Source organism: Streptomyces sp. NPDC019937, from assembly GCF_040631655.1.
Classification (GTDB): Bacteria; Actinomycetota; Actinomycetes; order Streptomycetales; family Streptomycetaceae; genus Streptomyces.
The window spans coordinates 1-21,089 of record NZ_JBEYAL010000034.1; the positions used below are offsets into that span (position 1 = coordinate 1).

21 protein-coding genes and 1 pseudogene are annotated in these 21,089 nt (G+C 71.9%); 9 read left to right on the forward strand and 13 right to left on the reverse strand.

The window, feature by feature from the left end:
• The 3 genes from ABZ562_RS29610 to uvrB all read right to left on the reverse strand — a co-directional run.
• The coding region (locus ABZ562_RS29610) for a TerD family protein (protein ID WP_361485365.1) at positions 1 to 733 on the reverse strand (733 nt) is incomplete at its 3' end.
• A 128-nt stretch (positions 734 to 861) separates the two neighbouring features.
• The gene (locus ABZ562_RS29615; protein ID WP_361485367.1) at positions 862 to 1,440 is read right to left on the reverse strand and encodes a TerD family protein; all 579 of its coding nucleotides are present in this window, start codon (positions 1,438 to 1,440) and stop codon (positions 862 to 864) included.
• Positions 1,441 to 1,636: 196 nt separating this feature from the next.
• On the reverse strand, positions 1,637 to 3,775 hold the full coding sequence (gene uvrB, locus ABZ562_RS29620) for an excinuclease ABC subunit UvrB (RefSeq protein ID WP_361485369.1): 2,139 nt from the start codon (positions 3,773 to 3,775) through the stop codon (positions 1,637 to 1,639).
• 216 nt (positions 3,776 to 3,991) lie between these two features.
• Between uvrB and ABZ562_RS29625 the strand changes: the two genes are divergently transcribed.
• The 4 genes from ABZ562_RS29625 to ABZ562_RS29640 all read left to right on the forward strand — a co-directional run bounded on the left by ABZ562_RS29625 (position 3,992) and on the right by ABZ562_RS29640 (position 7,138).
• Positions 3,992 to 4,870 carry a glycerophosphodiester phosphodiesterase family protein gene (locus ABZ562_RS29625; protein WP_361485371.1) on the forward strand — a complete coding sequence of 293 codons (879 nt, stop codon included), beginning with the start codon at positions 3,992 to 3,994 and terminating at the stop codon, positions 4,868 to 4,870.
• Positions 4,871 to 4,930: 60 nt separating this feature from the next.
• The gene (locus ABZ562_RS29630; RefSeq protein ID WP_361485373.1) at positions 4,931 to 5,497 is read left to right on the forward strand and encodes a methylated-DNA--[protein]-cysteine S-methyltransferase; all 567 of its coding nucleotides are present in this window, start codon (positions 4,931 to 4,933) and stop codon (positions 5,495 to 5,497) included.
• A 278-nt stretch (positions 5,498 to 5,775) separates the two neighbouring features.
• Positions 5,776 to 6,417, forward strand: coding sequence for a DUF4360 domain-containing protein (locus ABZ562_RS29635; protein ID WP_361485375.1), 642 nt, complete (start codon positions 5,776 to 5,778; stop codon positions 6,415 to 6,417).
• Between the two features lie 61 nt (positions 6,418 to 6,478).
• Positions 6,479 to 7,138, forward strand: coding sequence for a DUF4360 domain-containing protein (locus ABZ562_RS29640; protein WP_361485377.1), 660 nt, complete (start codon positions 6,479 to 6,481; stop codon positions 7,136 to 7,138).
• Between the two features lie 26 nt (positions 7,139 to 7,164).
• On the opposite strand, the gene ABZ562_RS29645 is transcribed toward ABZ562_RS29640, so the two are convergent.
• Positions 7,165 to 7,812, reverse strand: coding sequence for a uridine kinase (locus ABZ562_RS29645; protein ID WP_361485380.1), 648 nt, complete (start codon positions 7,810 to 7,812; stop codon positions 7,165 to 7,167).
• 90 nt (positions 7,813 to 7,902) lie between these two features.
• Between ABZ562_RS29645 and ABZ562_RS29650 the strand changes: the two genes are divergently transcribed.
• Positions 7,903 to 8,445, forward strand: coding sequence for a DUF1697 domain-containing protein (locus ABZ562_RS29650; RefSeq protein WP_361485382.1), 543 nt, complete (start codon positions 7,903 to 7,905; stop codon positions 8,443 to 8,445).
• A 23-nt stretch (positions 8,446 to 8,468) separates the two neighbouring features.
• On the opposite strand, the gene ABZ562_RS29655 is transcribed toward ABZ562_RS29650, so the two are convergent.
• Complete coding sequence (locus tag ABZ562_RS29655) at positions 8,469 to 8,930, reverse strand: type II toxin-antitoxin system PemK/MazF family toxin (protein ID WP_361485384.1); 462 nt, start codon at positions 8,928 to 8,930, stop codon at positions 8,469 to 8,471.
• A 79-nt stretch (positions 8,931 to 9,009) separates the two neighbouring features.
• On the opposite strand from ABZ562_RS29655, the gene ABZ562_RS29660 reads away from it, so the two are divergent.
• The gene (locus ABZ562_RS29660; protein ID WP_361485386.1) at positions 9,010 to 10,230 is read left to right on the forward strand and encodes an aromatic acid exporter family protein; all 1,221 of its coding nucleotides are present in this window, start codon (positions 9,010 to 9,012) and stop codon (positions 10,228 to 10,230) included.
• Here ABZ562_RS29660 and ABZ562_RS29665 read toward each other — a convergent pair.
• Positions 10,215 to 11,348: an ADP-ribosylglycohydrolase family protein gene (locus ABZ562_RS29665; protein WP_361485388.1), complete on the reverse strand. Its 1,134-nt coding sequence runs from the start codon at positions 11,346 to 11,348 to the stop codon at positions 10,215 to 10,217. The genes ABZ562_RS29660 and ABZ562_RS29665 overlap by 16 nt on opposite strands.
• A 115-nt stretch (positions 11,349 to 11,463) precedes the next feature.
• On the opposite strand from ABZ562_RS29665, the gene ABZ562_RS29670 reads away from it, so the two are divergent.
• On the forward strand, positions 11,464 to 11,739 hold the full coding sequence (locus ABZ562_RS29670) for a DUF6343 family protein (RefSeq protein ID WP_361485531.1): 276 nt from the start codon (positions 11,464 to 11,466) through the stop codon (positions 11,737 to 11,739).
• A gap of 34 nt (positions 11,740 to 11,773) precedes the next feature.
• On the opposite strand, the gene ABZ562_RS29675 is transcribed toward ABZ562_RS29670, so the two are convergent.
• From ABZ562_RS29675 to rpsA, 4 genes are all read right to left on the reverse strand, one after another.
• Complete coding sequence (locus ABZ562_RS29675; protein WP_361485390.1) at positions 11,774 to 12,142, reverse strand: tetratricopeptide repeat protein; 369 nt, start codon at positions 12,140 to 12,142, stop codon at positions 11,774 to 11,776.
• Positions 12,143 to 12,285: 143 nt separating this feature from the next.
• A complete protein-coding gene (gene coaE, locus ABZ562_RS29680) occupies positions 12,286 to 12,891 on the reverse strand; it encodes a dephospho-CoA kinase (protein WP_361485392.1) in 606 nt (201 codons plus the stop codon).
• Between the two features lie 26 nt (positions 12,892 to 12,917).
• On the reverse strand, positions 12,918 to 13,862 hold the full coding sequence (locus ABZ562_RS29685; protein ID WP_361485394.1) for a PAC2 family protein: 945 nt from the start codon (positions 13,860 to 13,862) through the stop codon (positions 12,918 to 12,920).
• Between the two features lie 210 nt (positions 13,863 to 14,072).
• The gene (rpsA, locus tag ABZ562_RS29690; protein WP_361485396.1) at positions 14,073 to 15,581 is read right to left on the reverse strand and encodes a 30S ribosomal protein S1; all 1,509 of its coding nucleotides are present in this window, start codon (positions 15,579 to 15,581) and stop codon (positions 14,073 to 14,075) included.
• A gap of 364 nt (positions 15,582 to 15,945) precedes the next feature.
• Here rpsA and ABZ562_RS29695 point away from each other — a divergent pair, with 364 nt between their 5' ends.
• Positions 15,946 to 16,830 (forward strand): class I SAM-dependent methyltransferase, encoded by an 885-nt coding sequence (locus tag ABZ562_RS29695; protein WP_361485397.1) that lies wholly within the window; start codon positions 15,946 to 15,948, stop codon positions 16,828 to 16,830.
• A gap of 13 nt (positions 16,831 to 16,843) precedes the next feature.
• Positions 16,844 to 19,425, forward strand: a pseudogene (gene hrpB / locus ABZ562_RS29700) (ATP-dependent helicase HrpB).
• A 14-nt stretch (positions 19,426 to 19,439) separates the two neighbouring features.
• Here hrpB and ABZ562_RS29705 read toward each other — a convergent pair.
• The 3 genes from ABZ562_RS29705 to ABZ562_RS29715 are packed head-to-tail and all read right to left on the reverse strand — an operon-like array spanning position 19,440 to position 21,089.
• Positions 19,440 to 19,814 (reverse strand): hypothetical protein, encoded by a 375-nt coding sequence (locus ABZ562_RS29705; RefSeq protein ID WP_361485399.1) that lies wholly within the window; start codon positions 19,812 to 19,814, stop codon positions 19,440 to 19,442.
• Positions 19,811 to 20,029 carry a hypothetical protein gene (locus ABZ562_RS29710; protein WP_234357101.1) on the reverse strand — a complete coding sequence of 73 codons (219 nt, stop codon included), beginning with the start codon at positions 20,027 to 20,029 and terminating at the stop codon, positions 19,811 to 19,813. The genes ABZ562_RS29705 and ABZ562_RS29710 overlap by 4 nt, the downstream gene beginning before the upstream one ends.
• Positions 20,030 to 20,078: 49 nt before the next feature.
• On the reverse strand, positions 20,079 to 21,089 hold the full coding sequence (locus tag ABZ562_RS29715; protein ID WP_361485402.1) for a DUF3068 domain-containing protein: 1,011 nt from the start codon (positions 21,087 to 21,089) through the stop codon (positions 20,079 to 20,081).

Below are 21,089 nucleotides of genomic sequence, written 5' to 3' on the forward strand. Positions count from 1 at the left end.
CCGGGGACGGCGGCTGCGCGGCGGCCTGGCGCCCCGCCTGGGCCTGTGGCGGGGTCTGGGGCTGGGTCTGTGGCCGGGCCGGGGGCGGGGCGTCCGGTGCGGGCCCGGCGCCCGCCGTGGCCGTCCGCACCCGGCCGTCGTCCCCGGCGGCACGCGGCGGGGGCTGGGCCACCGAGCGGGCCATGCCGCGCGCCACCGCGTCGTTGATCTCGGCGGCCAGCCCGGCGGCCTGGGGCAGCCCCTGGTCCCGCAGCATCTCGGCCAGCCCGCCCGCGTACCCCTGGCCCACCGCGCGCACCTTCCAGGCGCCCTGCCTGCGGTACAGCTCCAAGGCGATCACCGCGGACTCCGCGTCCAGGTCGGTGATGGTGTAACCGGCCACCCCGGTGCCGTCGAGGCCGGTGACGGCGACGGACGGCGCGGCCATGGCGCCGAACCGGTCCGGGCCGCCGGACCCGCTCACCAGGGCGAGCAGCACGTGCACCCGGTGGACGCCCTCGGGCAGCGCGTCGAGGTCGACGGCGAGCCGGTGGTCGGCCGCCGCCTGCTTGGACACTTCGACGCCGGGCAGCTGCGGCGAGGCGGGGTGGGCGACCCACTCGGCGCCCCGCACCGTGCCCCGCTCATCCCCGAGTGTCGCCCCGGCCACGATCGGATTGCCCGCCGAGATCCGGATCTCCAAACGGGTCTGGGGCAGCGGGTGGTTCTGCCCACGGACCAGCTCGGCCGTCATCGTGCGTCCCCCTCGTTGTGTTCCGTTGTGTGTTCCGTCGTGCGCGTGGCGGTGTGCGGACCGTGCCACGTGAGCGCGTCGGCCCGGTGGGCATGCGCACCACCGGGCCGACGGGAGAACCGCTGCGCTTACAGGTGCGGCACGATGTGCGGCATCAGGTCCTGGAAGGTGCGGCCGTTGGCGGGCTCGCCCACGGCCTTCATCTGCCAGGCGCCGCCCGCGCGCTGCACGATGGCCATGATCTGCGCGGTGTACTGCCCGCCGCCGGTGAGGGTGTAGCGGGCCAGCTCCTGGCCGTTGGTCTCGTCGACGAGCCGGCAGAACGCGTTCTGCACCTCGGCGAAGGTCTGGCCGGTGAAGGAGTTCACGGTGAAGACGATCTGGTCGATGTGCACCGGCACCCGCTGCAGGTCGACGAGGATCGACTCGTCGTCGCCGCCCTGGCCGGCGCCGCCGACCAGGTTGTCGCCGGTGTGGCGCACCGAGCCGTCGTCGCTCACCAGATGACGGAAGAAGACGACGTCGGTCGGCTGCTTGTCGGCGAAGAGCACCGCCGACGCGTCGAGGTCGATCTCACGGGTGCGGGAGCCGAACAGTCCACGGCGGGGCGCCGCCTGCCAGCCCAGTCCCATCCGCACCGCGGTCAGGGTGCCCCCGTCGGCCTTCTGCAGGCTGATGGCCTGTCCCTTGGACATGTTGACCGTCACGCGCTGTCCCTACTCTCGTCTCTCGGTTTCCCCGTGGCCACCGACGCGGCGCGGCCGCGGCCGCGCCGTGTGCACGGCCCTCCCGGAACCCTATGCACGGCCGCGGGGACTCCGGCCAGGCGAGCGGGCTTTTGTGTCGGTCTTGCAACACAGCGGGACCACGGCGGAACCCCAGCGGCCCCCGCTGCCCCGGGGGTCAGGACAGCCCGGCCTCCCTCATCTGCCGCAGCTCCTTCTTCAGCTCCCCGACCTCGTCCCGCAACCGGGCCGCGACCTCGAACTGGAGCTCCGCCGCCGCGGCCTTCATCCGGGCGGTCATCTCCTCGATCAGCTCGGCCAGTTCGGCGGCCGGACGGTCGGTCAGCGCGCCGTCCCCGGCTCCCTTCGCGGCCTTGCCGCCCGGCTTGTGGGAGGCCAGGGCCGGCACCGGCGCCTTCGCCTGCCCCTTGCCCTGGTCCGCCGACTTGCGGTAGCCGGTGTCCAGCAGCTCCTTGGTGTCGATCTCCTCGCGCGCGAGGGTCGCCACGATGTCGCCGATCTTCTTACGGAGGGGCTGCGGGTCGATCCCGTTCTTCTCGTTGAACGCGATCTGCTTCTCCCGGCGGCGGTTCGTCTCGTCGATGGCCTTCTCCATCGCCGGGGTGACCTTGTCGGCGTACATGTGCACCTGGCCCGAGACGTTACGGGCGGCGCGGCCGATGGTCTGGATCAGGGAGGTGCCGGAGCGCAGGAAGCCCTCCTTGTCCGCGTCGAGGATGGCGACCAGGGAGACCTCCGGCAGGTCCAGGCCCTCCCGCAGCAGGTTGATGCCGACCAGGACGTCGTACTCGCCGGCGCGCAGCTCGCGCAGCAGCTCCACCCGGCGCAGGGTGTCCACGTCGCTGTGCAGATAGCGCACCTGGATGCCCAGTTCGAGCATGTAGTCGGTCAGGTCCTCGGCCATCTTCTTGGTGAGGGTGGTGACGAGGACCCGCTCGTCCTTCTCGGTGCGGGTGCGGATCTCATGGATCAGATCGTCGATCTGGCCGTCGGTGGGCTTGACCACGACCTCGGGGTCGACCAGGCCGGTCGGCCGGATGATCTGCTCCACGAAGCCGTCGCCGCGGGACAGCTCGTACGGCCCGGGGGTCGCGGAGAGGTAGACGGTCTGACCGACCCGCTCCAGGAACTCCTCCCACTTCAGCGGGCGGTTGTCGAGCGCTGAGGGCAGCCGGAAGCCGTGCTCGATCAGCGTGCGCTTGCGGGACGCGTCGCCCTCGTACATCGCGCCGATCTGCGGCACGGTGACGTGCGACTCGTCGATGACCAGGAGGAAGTCCTCCGGGAAGTAGTCGAGGAGGGTGTGCGGCGGGGAGCCGGTCTCACGGCCGTCGATGTGCAGCGAGTAGTTCTCGATGCCCGAGCAGGTGCCGATCTGCCGCATCATCTCGATGTCGTACGTGGTGCGCATCCGCAGCCGCTGGGCCTCCAGCAGCTTGCCCTGCTTCTCCAGCCGGGCCAGGGTCTGCTCCAGCTCGGACTCGATCCCGGCGATGGCCTTCTCCATGCGCTCGGGCCCGGCCACGTAATGGCTGGCCGGGAACACGTACAGCTCCTGGTCGTCGCTGATCACCTCGCCGGTGAGCGGATGGAGCGTCGACAGCGCCTCGATCTCGTCGCCGAACATCTCGATCCGGACCGCCAGCTCCTCGTAGACCGGGAAGATCTCGATGGTGTCGCCGCGGACCCGGAAGGTGCCCCGGGTGAACGCCATGTCGTTGCGGGTGTACTGGATGTCCACGAAGCGGCGCAGCAGCTGGTCGCGGTCGATCTCCTCGCCGACCTTGAGCGGCACCATGCGGTCCACGTACTCCTGCGGGGTGCCCAGGCCGTAGATGCAGGAGACGGATGCCACCACGACCACATCGCGCCGGGTGAGCAGCGAATTCGTCGCGGAGTGGCGCAGCCGCTCGACCTCCTCGTTGATCGAGGAGTCCTTCTCGATGTAGGTGTCCGACTGCGGTACGTACGCCTCGGGCTGGTAGTAGTCGTAGTACGAGACGAAGTACTCGACGGCGTTGTTCGGCAGCAGCTCGCGGAACTCGTTGGCGAGCTGGGCCGCCAGCGTCTTGTTCGGCGCCATGACGAGCGTGGGCCGCTGAAGCTTCTCGATCATCCACGCGGTGGTCGCGGACTTGCCGGTGCCGGTCGCGCCGAGGAGCACGACGTCCTTCTCACCGCCGCGGATGCGCCGGTCCAGGTCGGCGATGGCCGTCGGCTGGTCGCCGCTGGGCTGGTACGGGCTGACGACCTCGAAGGGCGCCACCTTGCGTTCGATCTGAGTCACGGGCCGCATGAGACCCACCGTACGACTCGCCACCGACAACGACCGGACGACCGGGTCCCGGCCCCCTCCCCCGCCGGTCCCGCGCCCGGTCCGCGGCCCGTTCCGCGGCCCCGATCCGGGAGGGGTACGGCATGGATCAATGTACGGCCTTTCTGTGACTGTCCTCCGTACGGCGGGTCTGGCACGCTTCGGCCGTCCGCGAGTCAGTCGACGCGAGGAGTCCGTATGCAGATCCGCCCCGCCGCCGCGTTATCCGGCGCTCTCCTGGGCGTCTCCGCGCTCTTGCTCCCCACGGCGGCGCAGGCCGCCCCCGGCATGTCGCACCACCACACCGTCACGGTGGCGCACCGGGGAGCCTCCGGCTACGCCCCCGAGAACACCCTGGCCGCCGTCGACGCCGCCGACGACCTGGGCATCGACTGGGTGGAGAACGATGTGCAGCGCACCCGGGACGGCGAGCTGATCGTCATGCACGACACGACACTGAACCGGACCACCGACGTCGAGGAGGTCTTCCCGGACCGCGCCCCCTGGAACATTTCCGACTTCACCCTGGACGAGATCGAGAAACTGGACGCCGGCAGCTGGTTCGGGCCGAAGTTCGCGGGCGAGCCGGTGCCGACCCTGGAGGAGTACCTGGACCGGGTTTCGGACAACCACCAGAAGCTGCTCATGGAGATCAAGGCGCCGGAACTGTACCCGGGCATCGAGCGGCAGGCGCTGCGCGAGCTGCGCCGGGAGGGCTGGCTCGACCGCAAGCACCTCAAGCGGCTGATCGTGCAGAGCTTCAGCGCCGACTCCGTGCAGACCGTCCACCGGCTGCGGCGGGACGTCAAGACCGGTTTCCTGGGTACCCCGGCCGTCGCCGATCTGCCGCGGTACGCGGAGTTCGCCGACCAGATCAACCCGAGCCACACGACGATCGGCGCCTCGTACGTGAAGGAGATCCAGGCGGTGCGCGGTGCGCACGGGCGTCCGCTGGAGGTCTACACCTGGACGGTGAACGACGGCCCGACGGCGGTCAAGGTCGCGGACATGGGGGTGAACGGGATCATCACCAACAAGCCCGACGTGGTGCGGGAGGCGCTGGACGACGCCCGCTGACGCCCGCCGACGCCGACGTGACGGCGGGGCGCTGTCGGACCCCCCGCCTACGCTGAAGGCGTGACGAACGAGCAGCGGCAGCCGGAGCGGCAGGAGACCCACGAGTGGTCCTGGGCGGTGTCCGACACGCCCATCGGTCCCCTGCTGCTCGCGGCCACCGGCCAGGGGCTGGTCCACGTGGTCTTCCACGCCGATCACACGACGGCGGCCGGGGCCGTCGACCGGCTCACCCGCCGCCTCGGCACCGGGCCCGCGCCGGAGCCCGGTGCGGGTCTCACCGAGGCGATTGGCCAGGTGGAAAGCTATTTCGCCGGGAGGATCCGCGCGTTCACCCTGCCGCTGGACTGGTCCCTGTCCGCGGGATTCAACCGCCGGGTGCTGCGTGAGCTGGCCGCCCACGTTCCGTACGGCACGGTCGTCGGCTACCAGGACCTGGCCCGCCGGGTCGGCGAGCCGGACGCCGCCCGCGCGGTCGGGGTGGCCATGAGCAGCAATCCGCTGCCGGTGGTGGTTCCCTGCCATCGCGTCGTGGAGAGCGGCGGCGGCATAGGCGGCTTCGGCGGCGGACTGGAGACCAAGCGGACCCTGCTGGCCCTGGAAGGGGTACTTCCGCAACCGCTTTTCTGACCGGACGGGTTCTCCGGTCACCGGTTTGGAAGATATTTTGCCGATGGAATGCGTCGCCATCTTGTCATGGCCACCTTCCCCCCTTACCTTGGGAGCGCTCGCGGGCCCCACCCCGGCGAGAATGTAACGCAAGCACATTCCGGCACGCGGTAAAGCTCTTTCGTTCTTCCGCTCTTCCTCCGCTCTTCTCCGCTCGCACCTTTCCCCGCTCACGCCCGGAAGACGAACGCGTTCCTCCACGGCTCAACCACGTCCCCCGATGATCGAATTGGAGAGCCATGTCCGGTGTTCTGCTCGCCGGCGGCGCGGCCGCGGCGTTATTCGCCTCGGTCTTTTCCGCTCAAGGTGTTTCCTCGGCCCCCGATGTACCGCCGGAAAAGATCCAGCTAAGCGTCAAGACCGTGAACGGCTCGGGCTGCCCGAAAGGGACCGCCGCGGTGGCCGTCGCCGGTGACAACACGGCCTTCACCGTGACCTACAGCGACTATCTCGCGCAGGTCGGACCCAGCTCGGACCCCACCGACATCCGTAAGAACTGCCAGCTCAACCTGGGTGTTCACGTACCGCAGGGGTTTACCTACGCCATCGCCCAGGTCGACTACCGCGGCTACGGCTCGCTGCAAAAGGGCGCGAAGGGCACCGAGAAGGCGAGTTACTACTTCCAGGGGTCGTCGGACACGGCATCGCGCACCCATGAGTTCGGCGGTCCGTACAACGACAACTGGCAGACCACCGACGCCACGGAATACAGCGCGCTGGTATGGGCGCCGTGCGGCCAGGACCGCAACTTCAACATCAACACCGAACTCCGGGTGAACGCGGGAACGTCCGCGAGCGGCACCACCAGCTTCATGGCCATGGACTCGACGGACGGCGGAGCCAACACCATTTACCACCTGGCCTGGAAGGAATGCCCGTAGTCCTTCCGGCGGGGCGGTCCCCACCAGCAGCGCGGGGAAATCCACCATCGAATGGAGAATCATGCCCGGTGTTCTGTACGCGGGCGGTGTGGCAGCGGCGTTATTCGCCTCGACGCTCACCTCCCAGGCATACGCGCAACCCCCGTTCGAGACCGTGCCACCCGACAAGATCGTGATCACCGTCGCGACCGTCAACGGATCGGGCTGTCCGGCGGGAACGGCGGCGGTGGCGGTCTCTCCCGACAACACCGCGTTCACGGTGACGTACAGCGACTACCTGGCCCAGGTGGGCAAGGGGGCCAAGCCGACCGACTTCAGGAAGAACTGTCAGCTGAACCTGGTCACGCACGTGCCCCAGGGCTTCTCCTACGCCATCGCCAGCGTCGACTACCGGGGCTACGCCCACCTGGAGAAGGGCGCGTCCGCCACCGAGAAGGCCTCGTACTACTTCCAGGGGCAGTCGCAGACGACGTCGGCCGCGCATGACTTCGCCGGCTCCTACGACGACAACTGGCAGGTCACCGACAAGGCGGACATCGCCACCGTGGTCTGGTCCCCCTGCGGCGAGCTGCGGAACTTCAACATCAACACCGAGCTGCGGGTCAACGCCGGATCGTCCAACACCAAGGACACGACGAGCTTCATGACCATGGACTCGACGGACGGCGACGTGAGCACCACCTACCACTTCGCGTGGAAGGAGTGCCCGCAGAAGAAGTAGCGCGCAGGCACGGGCGGACGGACGGCCTACGGTCCCGGGCGGTGCCAGGCCGGATGCCGCGGGTCGTCCGCCCGCACCACCACGTCCGCGCTCTCCACGGGCCGCACCTCCTCCTCGTACCGCGCGAAGGCGGGCAGCGTCCAGCGCTCGTCCTCCTCGGTGCGGCGGCCGAGGGCGCCCGGCGTCAGCCACAGATGCACCGACAGGTCGAACGGGAACCAGTGCCCCAGCAGCAGCGCGCCGTGCAGCAGCAGCACCCCTCCCGGCGGCAGCTCGGCGTAGGGGCTGCGGGTGGCCCGGTCGGTCGCCGGGTCCCACAGGTCGGGCAGCACCCGCCCGGTGCCGCCCGGTCCCGGCTCCAGCGGGGTGAACACCTCGCGCCACAGGGCCCCGGTGTCCAGCCAGCGGTCGTAGTACGCGTCGGCGTCCCGCTTCCCGTACTCGTAGCGCAGCGACGCGGGCCGCAAGAATCCCGCCGCCGCGACCACGAGCACCGGGCGCCCGCGCATCCGCAGCGCCTCCGCCAGGTCCCGGGCCAGCTCCCCGGGACGCGCCGCGGGCGCGCCGTCGACCGCCACCCTGAGCCAGGGGCCGCCGTCCGCCGCCGTCATCCCGGCGATGCGGTCGGCGGTCGCGTCGGTCAGCCGTTCCCAGGTGATCGCTTCGAGCCGCACGCCCCCATGATGCCGTGCCGCTCCCGGCGCGGTGCGGGTACGCTCCCCACAGGCCCACCGCACCGGCCACAGGCGTCAGGAGTTCCGCCCATGACATCCCGGATAGCGCTGCTGCGCGGCATCAACGTGGGCGGCAACAACAAGTTCCCGATGGCGCGGCAGCGCACGCTGATGGCCGAGCTGGGGTTCGAGGGCGTCACCGTCCACCTGCAGAGCGGCAACATCGTCTTCGCCGACCCCGGCACCCCGCCCGACCAGACGGCCCGCACGCTCGAGGACGCCTTCGCCGCCGACCTGGGCTTCTCCGTACCCGTGATGGTGCGGACCCGCGACGAGCTGGCCGCCGTCGTCGACGTCAACCCGTACCCCGCGGCCGCGGCCGAGCCCAAGACCCTGCATGTGATCTTCCTGTCGGACGTGCCCACCGACACCTCGGCGCTGGACGCGCTGGACCCGGCCGCGTACGCGCCGGACGAATTCCGGCTCATCGGGCGGGAGATCTACCTCTTCTGCCCGGACGGAATCGGCCGCTCCAAGCTGGCCGCGAAGCTCACCAACGCCCGGCTCGGGGTGACGGCCACCGCCCGCAACTGGAACACGGTCACCAAGCTGCTGGCGCTGGCCGACACCTGACCCGGGCCTCGCCGGCAGGAGTCTCAGTGCCAGCCGTACCGCTGCCGCAGCCGCATCACGACCAGGTCGAAGCGCGGCCGGTCCAGCGCACACGCCTCGCGCCGCATGCCGTCCGGATGCACCCGCAGCACGCGGTCCAGGTTGACCCAGGAGTCGCGCCCGGCCCGGTCCCACGGCCCGGCGCCGATCCCCACCCACTCGCGGTCGTCGTCATGCCGCTTGCTCGACAGCTGTACGGCCAGCAGCGTGCCGCCGCGCTCCCGCGCGACGACCACCACCGGCCGGTCCTTGCCGCGGCCGTCGTTCTCCTCGTACGGAACCCACGTCCAGACGATCTCCCCCGGGTCGGGGTCCCCGTCCGGATCCGGTGCGTACTCGGTCCGTACCCTCCCGACCTGGCGCGGCTCGGCTTCGACGGTGGCGGCGGGGCCGGTGCTCCCGGGCAGCGCCTCGTCGTCTTCGGTTCCCTTGAATGGCCTGATCACGCCGCACACGTTAACCCGTCCGAGGTGGCCGGGCGGCGTCGCGGTGCCCGTTCCGGGCGCAACGGGAAGGGACAAGCATGTGCCTGATGCCCTCGACCCGGTGGCGGACCTCGTCAAGCGCCGCAACGCCCCCGTCGTCGTCCAGACCCTGCGTTCCGCGGCGGCCGCGACCATCGCCTACGTCGTCGCCCTCCAGCTGAGCAACGAATCGGCCCCGCTGACCGCCCCGCTCACCGCGCTGCTCGTGGTGCAGGTGACCCTCTTCGCGACCCTCACCACCGGAATCCGCCGGGTGAACGCCGTGGTGGTGGGCGTCCTGCTCGCCATCGGCTTCTCCATCCTGGTCGGGCTGACCTGGTGGAGCCTGGGTCTGATCATTCTCGCTGCACTGACGGCCGGTCATTTCGCACGGGTGAGCGAGTTCGTCCCCGAGGTGGCGATCAGCGCCATGCTCGTCCTCGGCGTGAGCCAGGTGACCACCACCGCCTGGGACCGGGTGCTGGAGACCCTGATCGGGGCCGTCGTCGGACTGGGTTTCAACTTCCTGTTCGCGCCGCCCGTCTGGGTCCGCACCGCCGGCGAGTCCATCGTGGACCTCGCCCGCCGGATGCGTCAGCTCCTGCTGCACATGGGCGAGGAGCTGGGCAGCCACACCCCGGTCGAACGCGCCGCCGCCCGCCTCCACGAGGCCCGCCGCCTCGACCACGACATCTCCCAGGTCGACGCCGCCCTCCGGCAGGCCGAGGACAGCGTCCGCCTCAACCCCCGGGTCAAGGAGGGCCTGCTGCACCGGGTGGTGCTGCGCACCGGGCTGGACACCCTGGAGATCTGCACGGTCGTCCTGCGCGTCCTGACCCGCACCCTCACCGACCTCGCCAAGAAGCGGACGGACGAACCCCTCTTCCCCGCGGACGTGGCCGAAGCGCTGGAAGACCTCTTCCGCTCCACCGCCGCCGCCGTCGAAAGCTTCGCCATCCTGGTCACCAGCCCGATCAGCGCCAACGCCGAGGAGGCCGAATCCCGCCTGGCCACCGAGCTGTCCCGGGCCCACACCAGCCGCGACAAGGCCGCCCACCTCCTCCTCCGCCGCGTCCAGCGCCACCCCGGCCAATGGCAGCTCCACGGCGCCCTGCTCGCCGAGGTCGACCGCATCCTCGCCGAACTGGACATGGAGCAGCGCTCCCGCCGCCTCATGGAAGAACTCGACCGCAGCACCCGCGAGAACCGCGAGCGCTTCCCCGCCCTCCACAAACTCCGGCGCCGCGTCGGCGGCGGGCGGCGCGGTCAGTTGAGCGGGTAGCGGTCGCGGGGGAAGACCGTGTCGTCGTGCGGCTCGGCGGAGGGGTGGTAGGCGAAGGCGAGGTCGTCGGCCAGCTCGGCTATCGTGCCGCGGCCCTCCACCCGCGCCAGCCAGGAGGGTGGCAGGCGCAGGTCGCCGTGGTGGACGCCGAGCAGGTTGCCGCAGATCGAGCCCGTCGAGTCGCTGTCGCCCGAGTGGTTGACGGACAGCAGCAGTGACGCCCTGGGCGAGGTGTGGGCCAGGGCGGCGTAGACCCCGATGGCCAGCGCCTCCTCGGCGATCCATCCGCCGCCGAGGGACTCGGCCTTCTCCGCGGTCGGGTCGCCGGCGGCGGCCAGGTCGAGCGCGCGGCGCAGGGCGGTGGTGGTCTCCTCGTGGCGCGGGTAGGCCCGCAGGAGCTCCAGGGTGCGCAGAGCCGCGCCCTCCAGGGAGTCGCCCTCGAGGAGGTGCGCGACCATCGCGGCCAGGGCGCCCGCCGCGAGGTAGCCGGTGGGGTGGCCGTGGGTGATCTGGGCGCAGCGGGCGGCGAGTTCGAAGCACTCGCGGGCGGGCAGGCCGGTGAGGCCGAACGGGGCCGACCGCATCACGGTGCCGCAGCCCTTGGAGCCGGAGTTCACCGGGCCCGGGGCGCCGTGGAGGGGGTGGTCCGCGGCGGGGACATGGCCCTCGTGGAGGCCGGAGAGGCACGCGTTGCCGGGCGCGCGGCGGGCGTACAGCCACGGGTGGGTGCGCAGCCAGCCGGTGCGGCGGACGTCGTCCGCGGTCCTCGGGGGCGGCGGCTCGGGGTAGTTCTGGGTGTCGAGCCAGCGCAGATACGCCTGGCGGACGACGGCGATCTCGGCGCCCCCGATGCCCTCGACGGACGCGCGGGCGTGGGCCCGGATCAGCCCCTCGGCCGTGAACAGGGTCATCTGGGTGTCGTCGGTGATCCGGCCCGCGGTGCCGCTCTCGTCCGGGACGAGGCCGGTGACGCCCGCCTCGCCGTAGGCCGCCCGGATCCCCTGCAGGGAGCTGAACTCGATCGGGTTGCCGAGGGCGTCGCCGATCGCGCCGCCCAGCAGACAGCCGCGGATACGGGACCGCCGGGCGGCCGATTCGACCCAGGACTGGTGGATCACGTGCGGCTCCTCGTCGTGCGCGGTGGGTGTACACCTCCTGTGCTCAGCACATGATCGCAGACCGCACCGACAGCGCTGTCGCGGTAGCGTCGAAGAGGGAGACGGTGCGATGTCGATGCGATTCATCCGGACGGGCGATGAGCCCGCCCATGCGCGCACTCCGCTGCGGGCGCGGCTGTGGCTGGCGTCCTGGGGGCTGCTGTGGACCGTCGGCGGCACGGTGGCCTTCGTGCTGGCGGGCAGGCCGGGCTGGGCGGCCGCCTGCGCGGCGCTCGCCGCCATCACGGTGATCGATCTGGTCCTGGTCGTCCGGCACATCCGGCAGGGGCCGCACTACCAGCCGGGGCGGGACGTGCCCCCGTACGCACCGGTCCGGGGGCGGCGGCGCTAGCCCAGCGGCGCCATGCCACCACCCCCGGGCGGGCTCAGGCCTGCTCGCCGAACCGCGCCGCCTCCACGAAGTCCGGGCGCGGATCGAGCGCCGCGGCGAGGCGGAAGTGGCGGGTGGCCTCGTCCCGGCGGTCGGCGCGCTCCAGCGTGCGGGCGAGGGCGAAGTGGGCGAACGCGTTGTCCGGCTCGCGCTCCAGGACGATGTGGAATTCGAGTTCCGCGGCGCGGAGCTGGGCCGATCCGAAGAACGCGCGGGCTCGCAGCAGCCGGGCCGCGGTGTTCTCGGGGTGGGCGGTGATGACCGAGTCGAGCAGCTTGACGGCGCCTCGCGGATCTCGGGCGGCGAGCAGCTGCTCCGCGGCGCGGTAGTCGATGACATGGGTCTCGGGCGTGGGCTCGGACACGGCCACTTCCTTCCCCGGGCTTACGTGATCATAGGTCCCGTGTGCGGTGATCCCTCGGTGGTGATCGGTGGTACGGGCGGCACAACAACCACCCGGTGCGCCACATTCCCCCTCGGCCCGCCCGGCAAGCACGGCCCGCCCCTTCATTCCGTGGCGGCCGCCCGCTCCACCAGCTCCGCCCAGACCTTCCGGACCTGCGGCTCCAGCCGCTCCAGCGGGCCGTCATTGTCGATCACGACGTCGGCGACGGCCAGCCGCTCCTCGCGGGTCGCCTGGGCCGCCATCCGGGCCCGCGCCTCGTCCTCGGTCATGCCGCGCAGCCGGACCAGCCGGTCGAGCTGGGTCTCGGGCGTGGCGTCGACGACCAGTACCAGGTCGTACAGGGAGCCCAGACCGTTCTCGGCGAGCAGCGGGACATCGTGGACGACCACCGCCTCCGGTCCGGCGTCCGCCTGCAGCTCGGCGGTGCGGTCGCGGACCAGGGGGTGGACGATGGCGTTCAGGGCGCGCAGCCGCTCGGGGTCGTTGAAGACGATGCCGCCGAGCTTCGGCCGGTCGAGCCGGCCGTCGTCCGTCAGCACATCGGGGCCGAACTCGGCGACGACGGCGGCGAGGCCGGGGGTTCCCGGCTCGACCACCTCACGGGCGATCCGATCGGAATCGATCAGCACCGCGCCGTAAGAGACCAAGATCCGCGAGACTTCGCTCTTGCCCGCGCCGATTCCGCCCGTGAGCCCCAGCTTCAGCATGGGGCCCACGCTATACGGACCGCCGCTCAGGCGCCGCTCTCGCCCTCCCGCTCGGCCAGGAAGCGCTCGAGCTCGGCGCCCAGCTCGTCCGCCGACGGCAGCTCGGCCGACTCCGCGACCAGGTTGCCGCGGCTCTCGGCCCCGGCCACCGCGTCGTACTGGTGCTCAAGGCCCCGGACGAGCGCGACCAGTTCGTCGTCCCCCTCGGAGACCTGCCGCTCGATCTCCTCCTGCGTCTTCAGCGCCTCGTTGCGCAGCGCGTGGGCGGCGCCCGGCAGCACCAGGCCGGTGGCCGCGGTGACCGCCTCCAGCGCGGTGAGCGCCGCGTCGGGGTAGGCGGATCGGGCGAGATAGTGGGGGACGTGGGCGGCGACCCCGAGGACGTCGTGGCCCGCCTCGCCGAGCCGGTACTCGATCAGCGACTCGGCGCTGCCGGGCACCTGGGCCTCGTCGAAGTAGCCGCGGTGGCCGGGCATCAGATCGGTGCGGTTGCCGTGCGGGGTGAGGCCCACCGGGCGGGTGTGCGGAACGCCCATCGGGATGCCGTGGAAGTTCACGGCGAGCCGCACGCCGAGCCGCTCGACGATCTGCCGCACCGCCGCCGCGAAGCGCTCCCACTCCACGTCCGGTTCGGGCCCGCACAGCAGCAGGAAGGGTGCCGCGGTCGCGTCCCGCACCAGGTGGAGTTCGATCGCCGGGGTCTCGTAATCCGTCCAGTGGTCGCGCTGGAAGGTGAGCAGGGGGCGCCGGGCCCGGTAGTCGACGAGCCGGTCGTGATCGAAGCGCGCGACGACCTGCCGCGGCAGCCCGTCGAGCAGCCGCTCCACGATCTGGTCGCCGGTCTCCCCCGCGTCGATGTAACCGTCGAAGTGGTAGAGCAGCACCAGCCCGGCCGAATCCCGGGAGGCTATCGCGTCGACTTCCGCGAGTCCGCTCGGTTCCCACGCGTACAAATCCTGCGGATCAAGCACTGTGACCGCTCCTCCTTGTGTTCCGTACGCGAAAACACCACACGGGGGCGGGCGCATTCCCGGACCCCGGCCACAACTCCTGTGCGCATCATGGCCGTCCGCGCCCCGGAACATGCGAGGACATGCGTGAGGCCCGCTCCCCCGGAGGGGAACGGGCCTCACACTCGATCTAGCCGATGCCGCCGGCGATCAGGTCAGCGGCACAGCGGTTCAGCTCTGGCCACCGGCCAGCTTCTCGCGGAGCGCGGCCAGCGCCTCGTCCGACGCCAGGGCGCCGGAGTTGTCGGCCGACTCCGAGGAGTACGAACCGCCGCCGCCGGAAGCCTGCCCGCCGGGCGCCGGGGCAGCGCTGCCCGCACCCTCGGCAGCGGCCTGCTCGTCGGCCTCGCGGGACTTGATGACCTGCGCCTGGTGCTGCTCGAAGCGGGTCTGCGCGTCGGCGTACTGACGCTCCCACTCCTCGCGCTGCTTCTCGTAGCCCTCGAGCCAGTCGTTGGCCTCGGGGTCGAAGCCCTCGGGGTAGATGTAGTTGCCCTGGTCGTCGTAGGACGCGGCCATGCCGTACAGGGTCGGGTCGAACTCGACCGCGGACGGGTCGGCACCGAAGGCCTCGTTGGCCTGCTTCAGCGAGAGGCTGATGCGGCGGCGCTCGAGGTCGATGTCGATGACCTTGACGAAGATCTCGTCGTTGACCTGGACGACCTGCTCCGGGATCTCCACGTGGCGCTCGGCCAGCTCGGAGATGTGGACCAGACCCTCGATGCCCTCGTCCACGCGGACGAACGCACCGAACGGCACGAGCTTCGTGACCTTACCCGGGACGACCTGACCGATCTGGTGGGTCCGGGCGAACTGCTGCCACGGGTCTTCCTGGGTCGCCTTGAGCGACAGGGAGACGCGCTCGCGGTCCATGTCGACGTCGAGGACCTCGACCGTGACCTCCTGGCCGACCTCGACGACCTCGGACGGGTGGTCGATGTGCTTCCAGGACAGCTCGGAGACGTGGACCAGACCGTCGACGCCACCCAGGTCCACGAAGGCACCGAAGTTGACGATGGAGGAGACGACGCCGGAGCGCACCTGACCCTTCTGGAGGGTGGTGAGGAAGGTCTGACGGACCTCGCTCTGGGTCTGCTCCAGCCAGGCGCGGCGGGACAGGACCACGTTGTTGCGGTTCTTGTCCAGCTCGATGATCTTCGCCTCGAGCTCCTTGCCCACGTAGGGCTGGAGGTCGCGGACGCGGCGCATCTCGACCAGGGAGGCGGGGAGGAAGCCGCGGAGGCCGATGTCGAGGATGAGACCACCCTTGACGACCTCGATGACGGTACCGGTGACGATCCCGTCCTCTTCCTTGATCTTCTCGATGGTGCCCCAGGCACGCTCGTACTGGGCGCGCTTCTTCGAGAGGATCAGGCGGCCTTCCTTGTCCTCCTTCTGGAGAACCAGGGCCTCGATCTCATCGCCGACGGCCACGACCTCGTTCGGGTCGACGTCGTGCTTGATCGAAAGCTCGCGGGAAGGGATGACGCCTTCGGTCTTGTAACCAATGTCGAGCAGGACCTCGTCCCGGTCGACCTTCACGATGACGCCGTCGACGATGTCGCCGTCGTTGAAGTACTTGATCGTCTCGTCGATCGCGGCGAGGAAGGCTTCCTCGGAACCGATGTCGTTTACCGCCACCTGCGGGGTGGTGCGGGTTGCCTCGGTGCTGCTCGTCATGTGGGAAAGGGCTCCGGTACGGACAGTGAGTCGTAGGTACTGCTACGCCGAGGACCCTTTATCGCACCGCCGAAGCCGGACAGCCTGTGAGGCGTGATCTTTCCGGATCCTACTGAGAGACCGAAAACGCCTCGACAACCGAGGGGACATACAACAGATGCGAGCGCGGCCTGCTCCGTCTGAGTCGCGCAGGCCCGCAGCGCAACTTGTAGCATACGGGGGCGGCCGGGCATGGTCAATGCACGAAGAGCGCACGTGGGGCTTAACGCCCCGAACCCGGCAATTTGCAAGTCACTGCTGCGACGCGGTCCCTTGCCGTGCCCCGCGGCCACAGGTCGATACAGAGAGTACGACGACGCGCCCCATGGTCCAAGAACACGAGCCCAGCGGTGCCTTCGAGGCCTCCGAGAGCGCCGGCGAGGCCCTCGACGCCATCGAACCCACCGCCACCCGCCGGATCGCCGGCGACACCGAGAGCAGCCGGGCCAGCCGCGGCTGGTGGGACCGCAACGCGGACGAGTACCAGGAGGAGCACGGCGCCTTCCTCGGCGACGACCGCTTCATATGGGGCCCGGAGGGGCTGGACGAGGAGGAGGCCGGGCTGCTCGGCCCCGCGGACCGGCTGAAGGGGCGGGATGTGCTGGAGGTGGGCGCGGGCGCGGCGCAGTGCTCGCGCTGGCTCGCGGCGCGCGGGGCCCGCCCCGTGGCGCTCGACATCTCCCACCGGCAGCTGCGGCACGCCCAGCGGATCGACGCCGGGGCCCCTGCCCCCGGCTCGTCCGGGATCGCGCTGGTCCAGGCCGACGCGGCCGCGCTCCCCTTCCGCGACGGTTCGTTCGACCTCGCCTGCTCGGCGTACGGGGCGGTGCCCTTCGTGGCGGAGCCGGTGCGGGTGATGCGCGAGGTGCGGCGGGTGCTGCGGCCGGGCGGCCGGTGGGTGTTCTCGGTGACGCATCCGGTGCGGTGGGCGTTCCCCGACGAGCCGGGGCCCGAAGGGCTGAGCATCTCCGGCTCGTACTTCGACCGCACCCCCTATGTGGAACAGGACGACGCGGGCCGAGCCGTCTATGTCGAGCACCATCGGACCCTCGGTGACCGGGTACGGGACGTCGTGGCCGGAGGCTTCCGGCTGATCGACCTCGTGGAACCGGAATGGCCCGCCTGGAACCGTCAGGAGTGGGGCGGCTGGTCCCCGCTGCGCGGGGGCCTCATCCCGGGCACGGCCGTCTTCGTCTGCGAGCGGGACTGAGCGGGGGGCGGGCATGCGTACGGACGCCCTCGGACGGCTCCCCGTCCGCGAAGCCGTGCCCGAGCTGCTGAGCGCGCTCGACCGGCGGGGGTCGGCGGTGCTGTGCGCACCGCCCGGGACCGGCAAGACCACGCTGGTGCCGCTCGTCCTGGCCGGGCTGCTGGACGGCGCCGGACCGCCGGAGGGTGGCGGCGGCGCGCCGGTGCGGCGGCGGGTCCTGGTGGCCGAGCCGCGCCGGATCGCGGCGCGGGCCGCCGCGCGGCGCATGGCGTGGCTGCTCGGCGAACGGACCGGCGAACGGGTCGGCTTCACCGTACGAGGGGAGCGGCAGGCCGGGCCGCGCACGGTGGTCGAGGTGGTCACCACCGGCGTGCTGGTGCAGCGGCTGCAGCGGGACCAGGAGCTGGCCGGGGTCGACGCCGTCGTGCTGGACGAATGCCATGAGCGCCACCTGGACGCCGACACGGCGGCCGCCTTCCTGCTGGACGTCCAGGCCACCCTGCGCCCGGAGCTGCGGCTGATCGCCGCGTCGGCGACGACCGACGCGCAGGGGTGGGCGCGGCTGCTGGGCGAGGGGGTGACGGCGGGCAGCCCGCGCCGGTCGTCTCGGCCCCGGGCGTGTCGCACCCCGTCGAGGTGATGTGGACGCCGCCCGTACGCCCCGTACGCCCGCCGCACGGGATGCGCGTCGACCCGGCCCTGCTCGACCACGTCGCGGACGTGGTGCGGCGCGCGCTGCGGGAGCGGTCCGGCGACGTCCTGTGCTTCCTGCCCGGCGTCGGCGAGATCGGCCGGGTGGCGGGGCTGCTGGGCGGCGTCGGCGCCGACGTCCTCCAGGTCCACGGCCGGGCCCCCGCCGCCGTGCAGGAAGCCGTGCTCGCGGGCGCGGACGGCGGTCGGCGGCGGGTGGTGCTGGCGACCTCGGTCGCCGAGTCGAGCCTGACCGTGCCGGGCGTGCGCGTCGTCGTCGACAGCGGTCTCGCCCGTGAGCCGCGCATGGACCACGCGCGGGGGCTGAGCGCGCTGACGACCGTACGGGCGTCGCGGGCCGCGGCCCGGCAGCGCGCGGGCCGGGCCGGGCGCGAGGCGCCGGGGACGGTCTACCGCTGCTGGCCGGAGGCCGAGGACGCCCGGCTGCCGCGCTTCCCGTCCCCGGAGATCGCCGAGGCCGACCTGACGGCCTTCGCCCTCCAGGCCGCGTGCTGGGGCGACCCGGACGCGTCCGGCCTCGCCCTGCTCGACCCGCCGCCCCGCGGGGCCATGACGGCCGCGCGGGAGGTGCTGACGGCGATCGGCGCCGTCGACGCGGGCGGCCGCGCGACCGGGCGCGGCCGCCGCATGTCCCGGCTCGGCCTCCACCCCCGCCTCGCCCGCGCCCTCATCGACGGCGCGCCCGAGGTCGGCGCCCGCCGGGCGGCCGAGGTGGTGGCCCTGCTGAGCGAGGAACCGCCACGGGACTACGGCGACGACCTGGCCGCCGCCTGGCGCACCGCCCGCCGCGCCGGCGACCCGTACGCGACCCGCTGGCGCCAGGAGGCCCGCCGCCTGGAGCGCGCGGTGTCCGGGGACGACGCCGCCCCTGCCGGCGCCGGCCGGCCGGACCGCGGCGGCCCGGCGCGGGGCGAGGACGCTGTCACCGGGCTGGTCGTCGCGCTGGCGTTCCCCGAGCGGGTGGCCCGGCTGCGCGGCGGGCGGGCCTACCTCATGGCGGCGGGGACCGGGGCCGAGCTGGGCGACGGGTCGCGGCTGGGCGGTGCGCCGTGGCTGGCCGTGGCGGTCGCCGACCGGCCGGTGTCCGCCGCGTCGGCGCGGGTCCGGCTCGCCGCCGTCACCGACGAGGAGACGGCCCGTACGGCGGCCGCGGCGCTGGGGTCGGACGGCGAGGAGGTGCACTGGGCCGACGGGGACGTCGTCGCCCGCCGGGTGTCGCGGCTCGGGGCGATCGAGCTGGTGGCCCGGCCGCTGGCCGCGCCCGACCCGGCGCTCGTGCACGCGGCGCTGCTGGAGGGGCTGCGCCGGGAGGGGACCGGGCTGCTGCGCTGGTCCGGGCAGGCCACGGCGGTACGGCAGCGGATGGCGTTCCTGCACCGGGAGCTGGGGGCGCCCTGGCCGGACGTGTCGGAGGCGGCGCTGCTGGCGGACCCGGACGCGTGGCTGGGCGTGGAGCTGGGCCGGGCCCGGCGGCGGGCGGATCTGGAACGGGTGGACGCCGGTCAGGCGCTGGCCCGGCTGCTGCCGTGGGCGACGGGCGACGCCGCGCGCTTCGAGGAGCTGGCGCCGGAGCGGGTCGAGGTGCCGAGCGGGTCGCGGGTGCGGGTGGAGTACGGGGACGGGCAGCCGGTGCTGGCGGTGAAGCTGCAGGAGCTGTTCGGCTGGCAGGAGTCGCCGCGGATCGCGGGCGGGCGGGTGCCGCTGCTGGTGCACCTGCTGTCACCGGCGGGGCGTCCGGCCGCGGTCACGGCCGATCTGGCGTCGTTCTGGCGGGACGGCTACCGGTCGGTGCGGGCCGAGCTGCGCGGCCGCTATCCCAAGCACCCGTGGCCGGAGGACCCGACGAGGGCCGAGCCGACGCGGCGCACCAACGCCCGCCGCTGAGCCGCCGCCCCGGCTCAGAGGGCCCAGGCGCGCAGCCGCCGGGCGGTCTCGCTGAGGCGGAGCCGATTGTCCCGTATGTCGCGGATGAGCCCCACCATCGCACCGGGCGGCGGGGCGATCGCCTCGCCTGACTCCTCCAGGTACATCTGGGCGCAGGCCGCGCCGATCACCGCGTTGTAGTCGGAGAAGGGTTCCAGGATCAGCGAGGTGTGGAGGAAGGTCGCGGCGCGGGCCGCGGCCTCCTCGTAGTACGGCTCGCCCGCGAACCGTTCGTAGCGGTGCCGTTCGCTCATGCAGTGGAGTGCGCCCCAGTCACGCACGGGGGTGTTCACCGGGGAGACATCGACCTGGACGTTGAGCACCCAGCCGGCGTCGACGTACAGGATCAACGCAGCCCTTCCGGGAACTCCCGCTCGAACTCGGCCTTGTAGCCCATGGCGAAGCGCACGGCGCCCTCGACGAAGCGCTGCTTCTGACGCCGCCGCACGACGTCCTCGGTCAGTATGTCGTGCGCGAGGCGCTTGATGGCCACGCCCTTCTCCTTCGCCTCCGCGCGCAGCTCGGCCAGTTCCTGCTCGGTGAATTCGATCGTGATACCCGGCATGGAGCGCATGCTAGCCAGCCAACTACCGAGATCACTACCGGCGTCACTATCAGGAGGGAACGCGGGGACGGAGGTTGACGAGCCGTCGCCGCCCGCTCCGCGACGGCGCCCCGGACGACGAGGACCGGCCGCGCGCCTCCAGCAGCAGCGCGAGCGCGAGCAGTCCGGTGCCCAGCACGCCGAAGCCCCAGGGCACGTACGTCGTGAAGGCGAGGACCAGTTGCCGCTGGGAGGTGACCATGTCGACCGTGTGGGCGATGTAGTCCTCGCGCATCTTCACGTGTCCGGAGAAGACGGTCACCCGGTCCCGGCCGCCCAGCAGGGTCCCGCCGCGCAGTTCCTCGCGGTGGATCTCCTGCCCGTTGACGGGCGCTCCGGTGGTGGGTTCGACCCAGAACATGCGCTTGGTGGTGTACCAGCGGGAGGTTCCGGCCTTGCGGACGGTCTCGGGGGTGATGCCGGCGACCGGCATGGTCTTGGGCAGCGGGACCCTGGTCCAGGGGATGGTCTGCTCGAAGTAGTACACCGTCAGGCCGCGGAAGTTCCGGGTGCCCTTGTAGTGGATGGGCGCGGAGGTGCGGGTCTGGGCGTCGAAGTAGCGGTAGTCGCGCTTCTCGGTGAGGAAGGGCCACTTGTACTCGATGCCCTCGCGGCGCACCGCGTCGCCGTCGACGTGTTCGCCGCCGGCGTGGACCGGGTCCTGGGAGTGGGCGTCGAAGACGTAGCGCTCGGGGATGCGGGAGACCATCTTGCCGTCGGGGCCCTGGATGTACGACAGAGCGTCCCAGACGACGACGTCGCGCCCGGTCTCCTTCCCGACCTTCTTCGCGGCCGGCACGTTCCCGCGCAGGGTCTGCACGATGCTGACCTCGGGGACCGTGCGGGGCTTCATGGTGGCGTAGTCGAGCAGGGTGGCGGGGCGGGCCTCCAGGACGGCCGTCTGGTATTCACTGGGCGGGATCTTGGCGAGCCGGGGGAACGCGTACCAGCGCACCAGCGGGGCGAGGGCGGCGAAGAAGACGGCGAAGGCGAGCAGGACCAGGCTGGCTTTGCGGCGCAT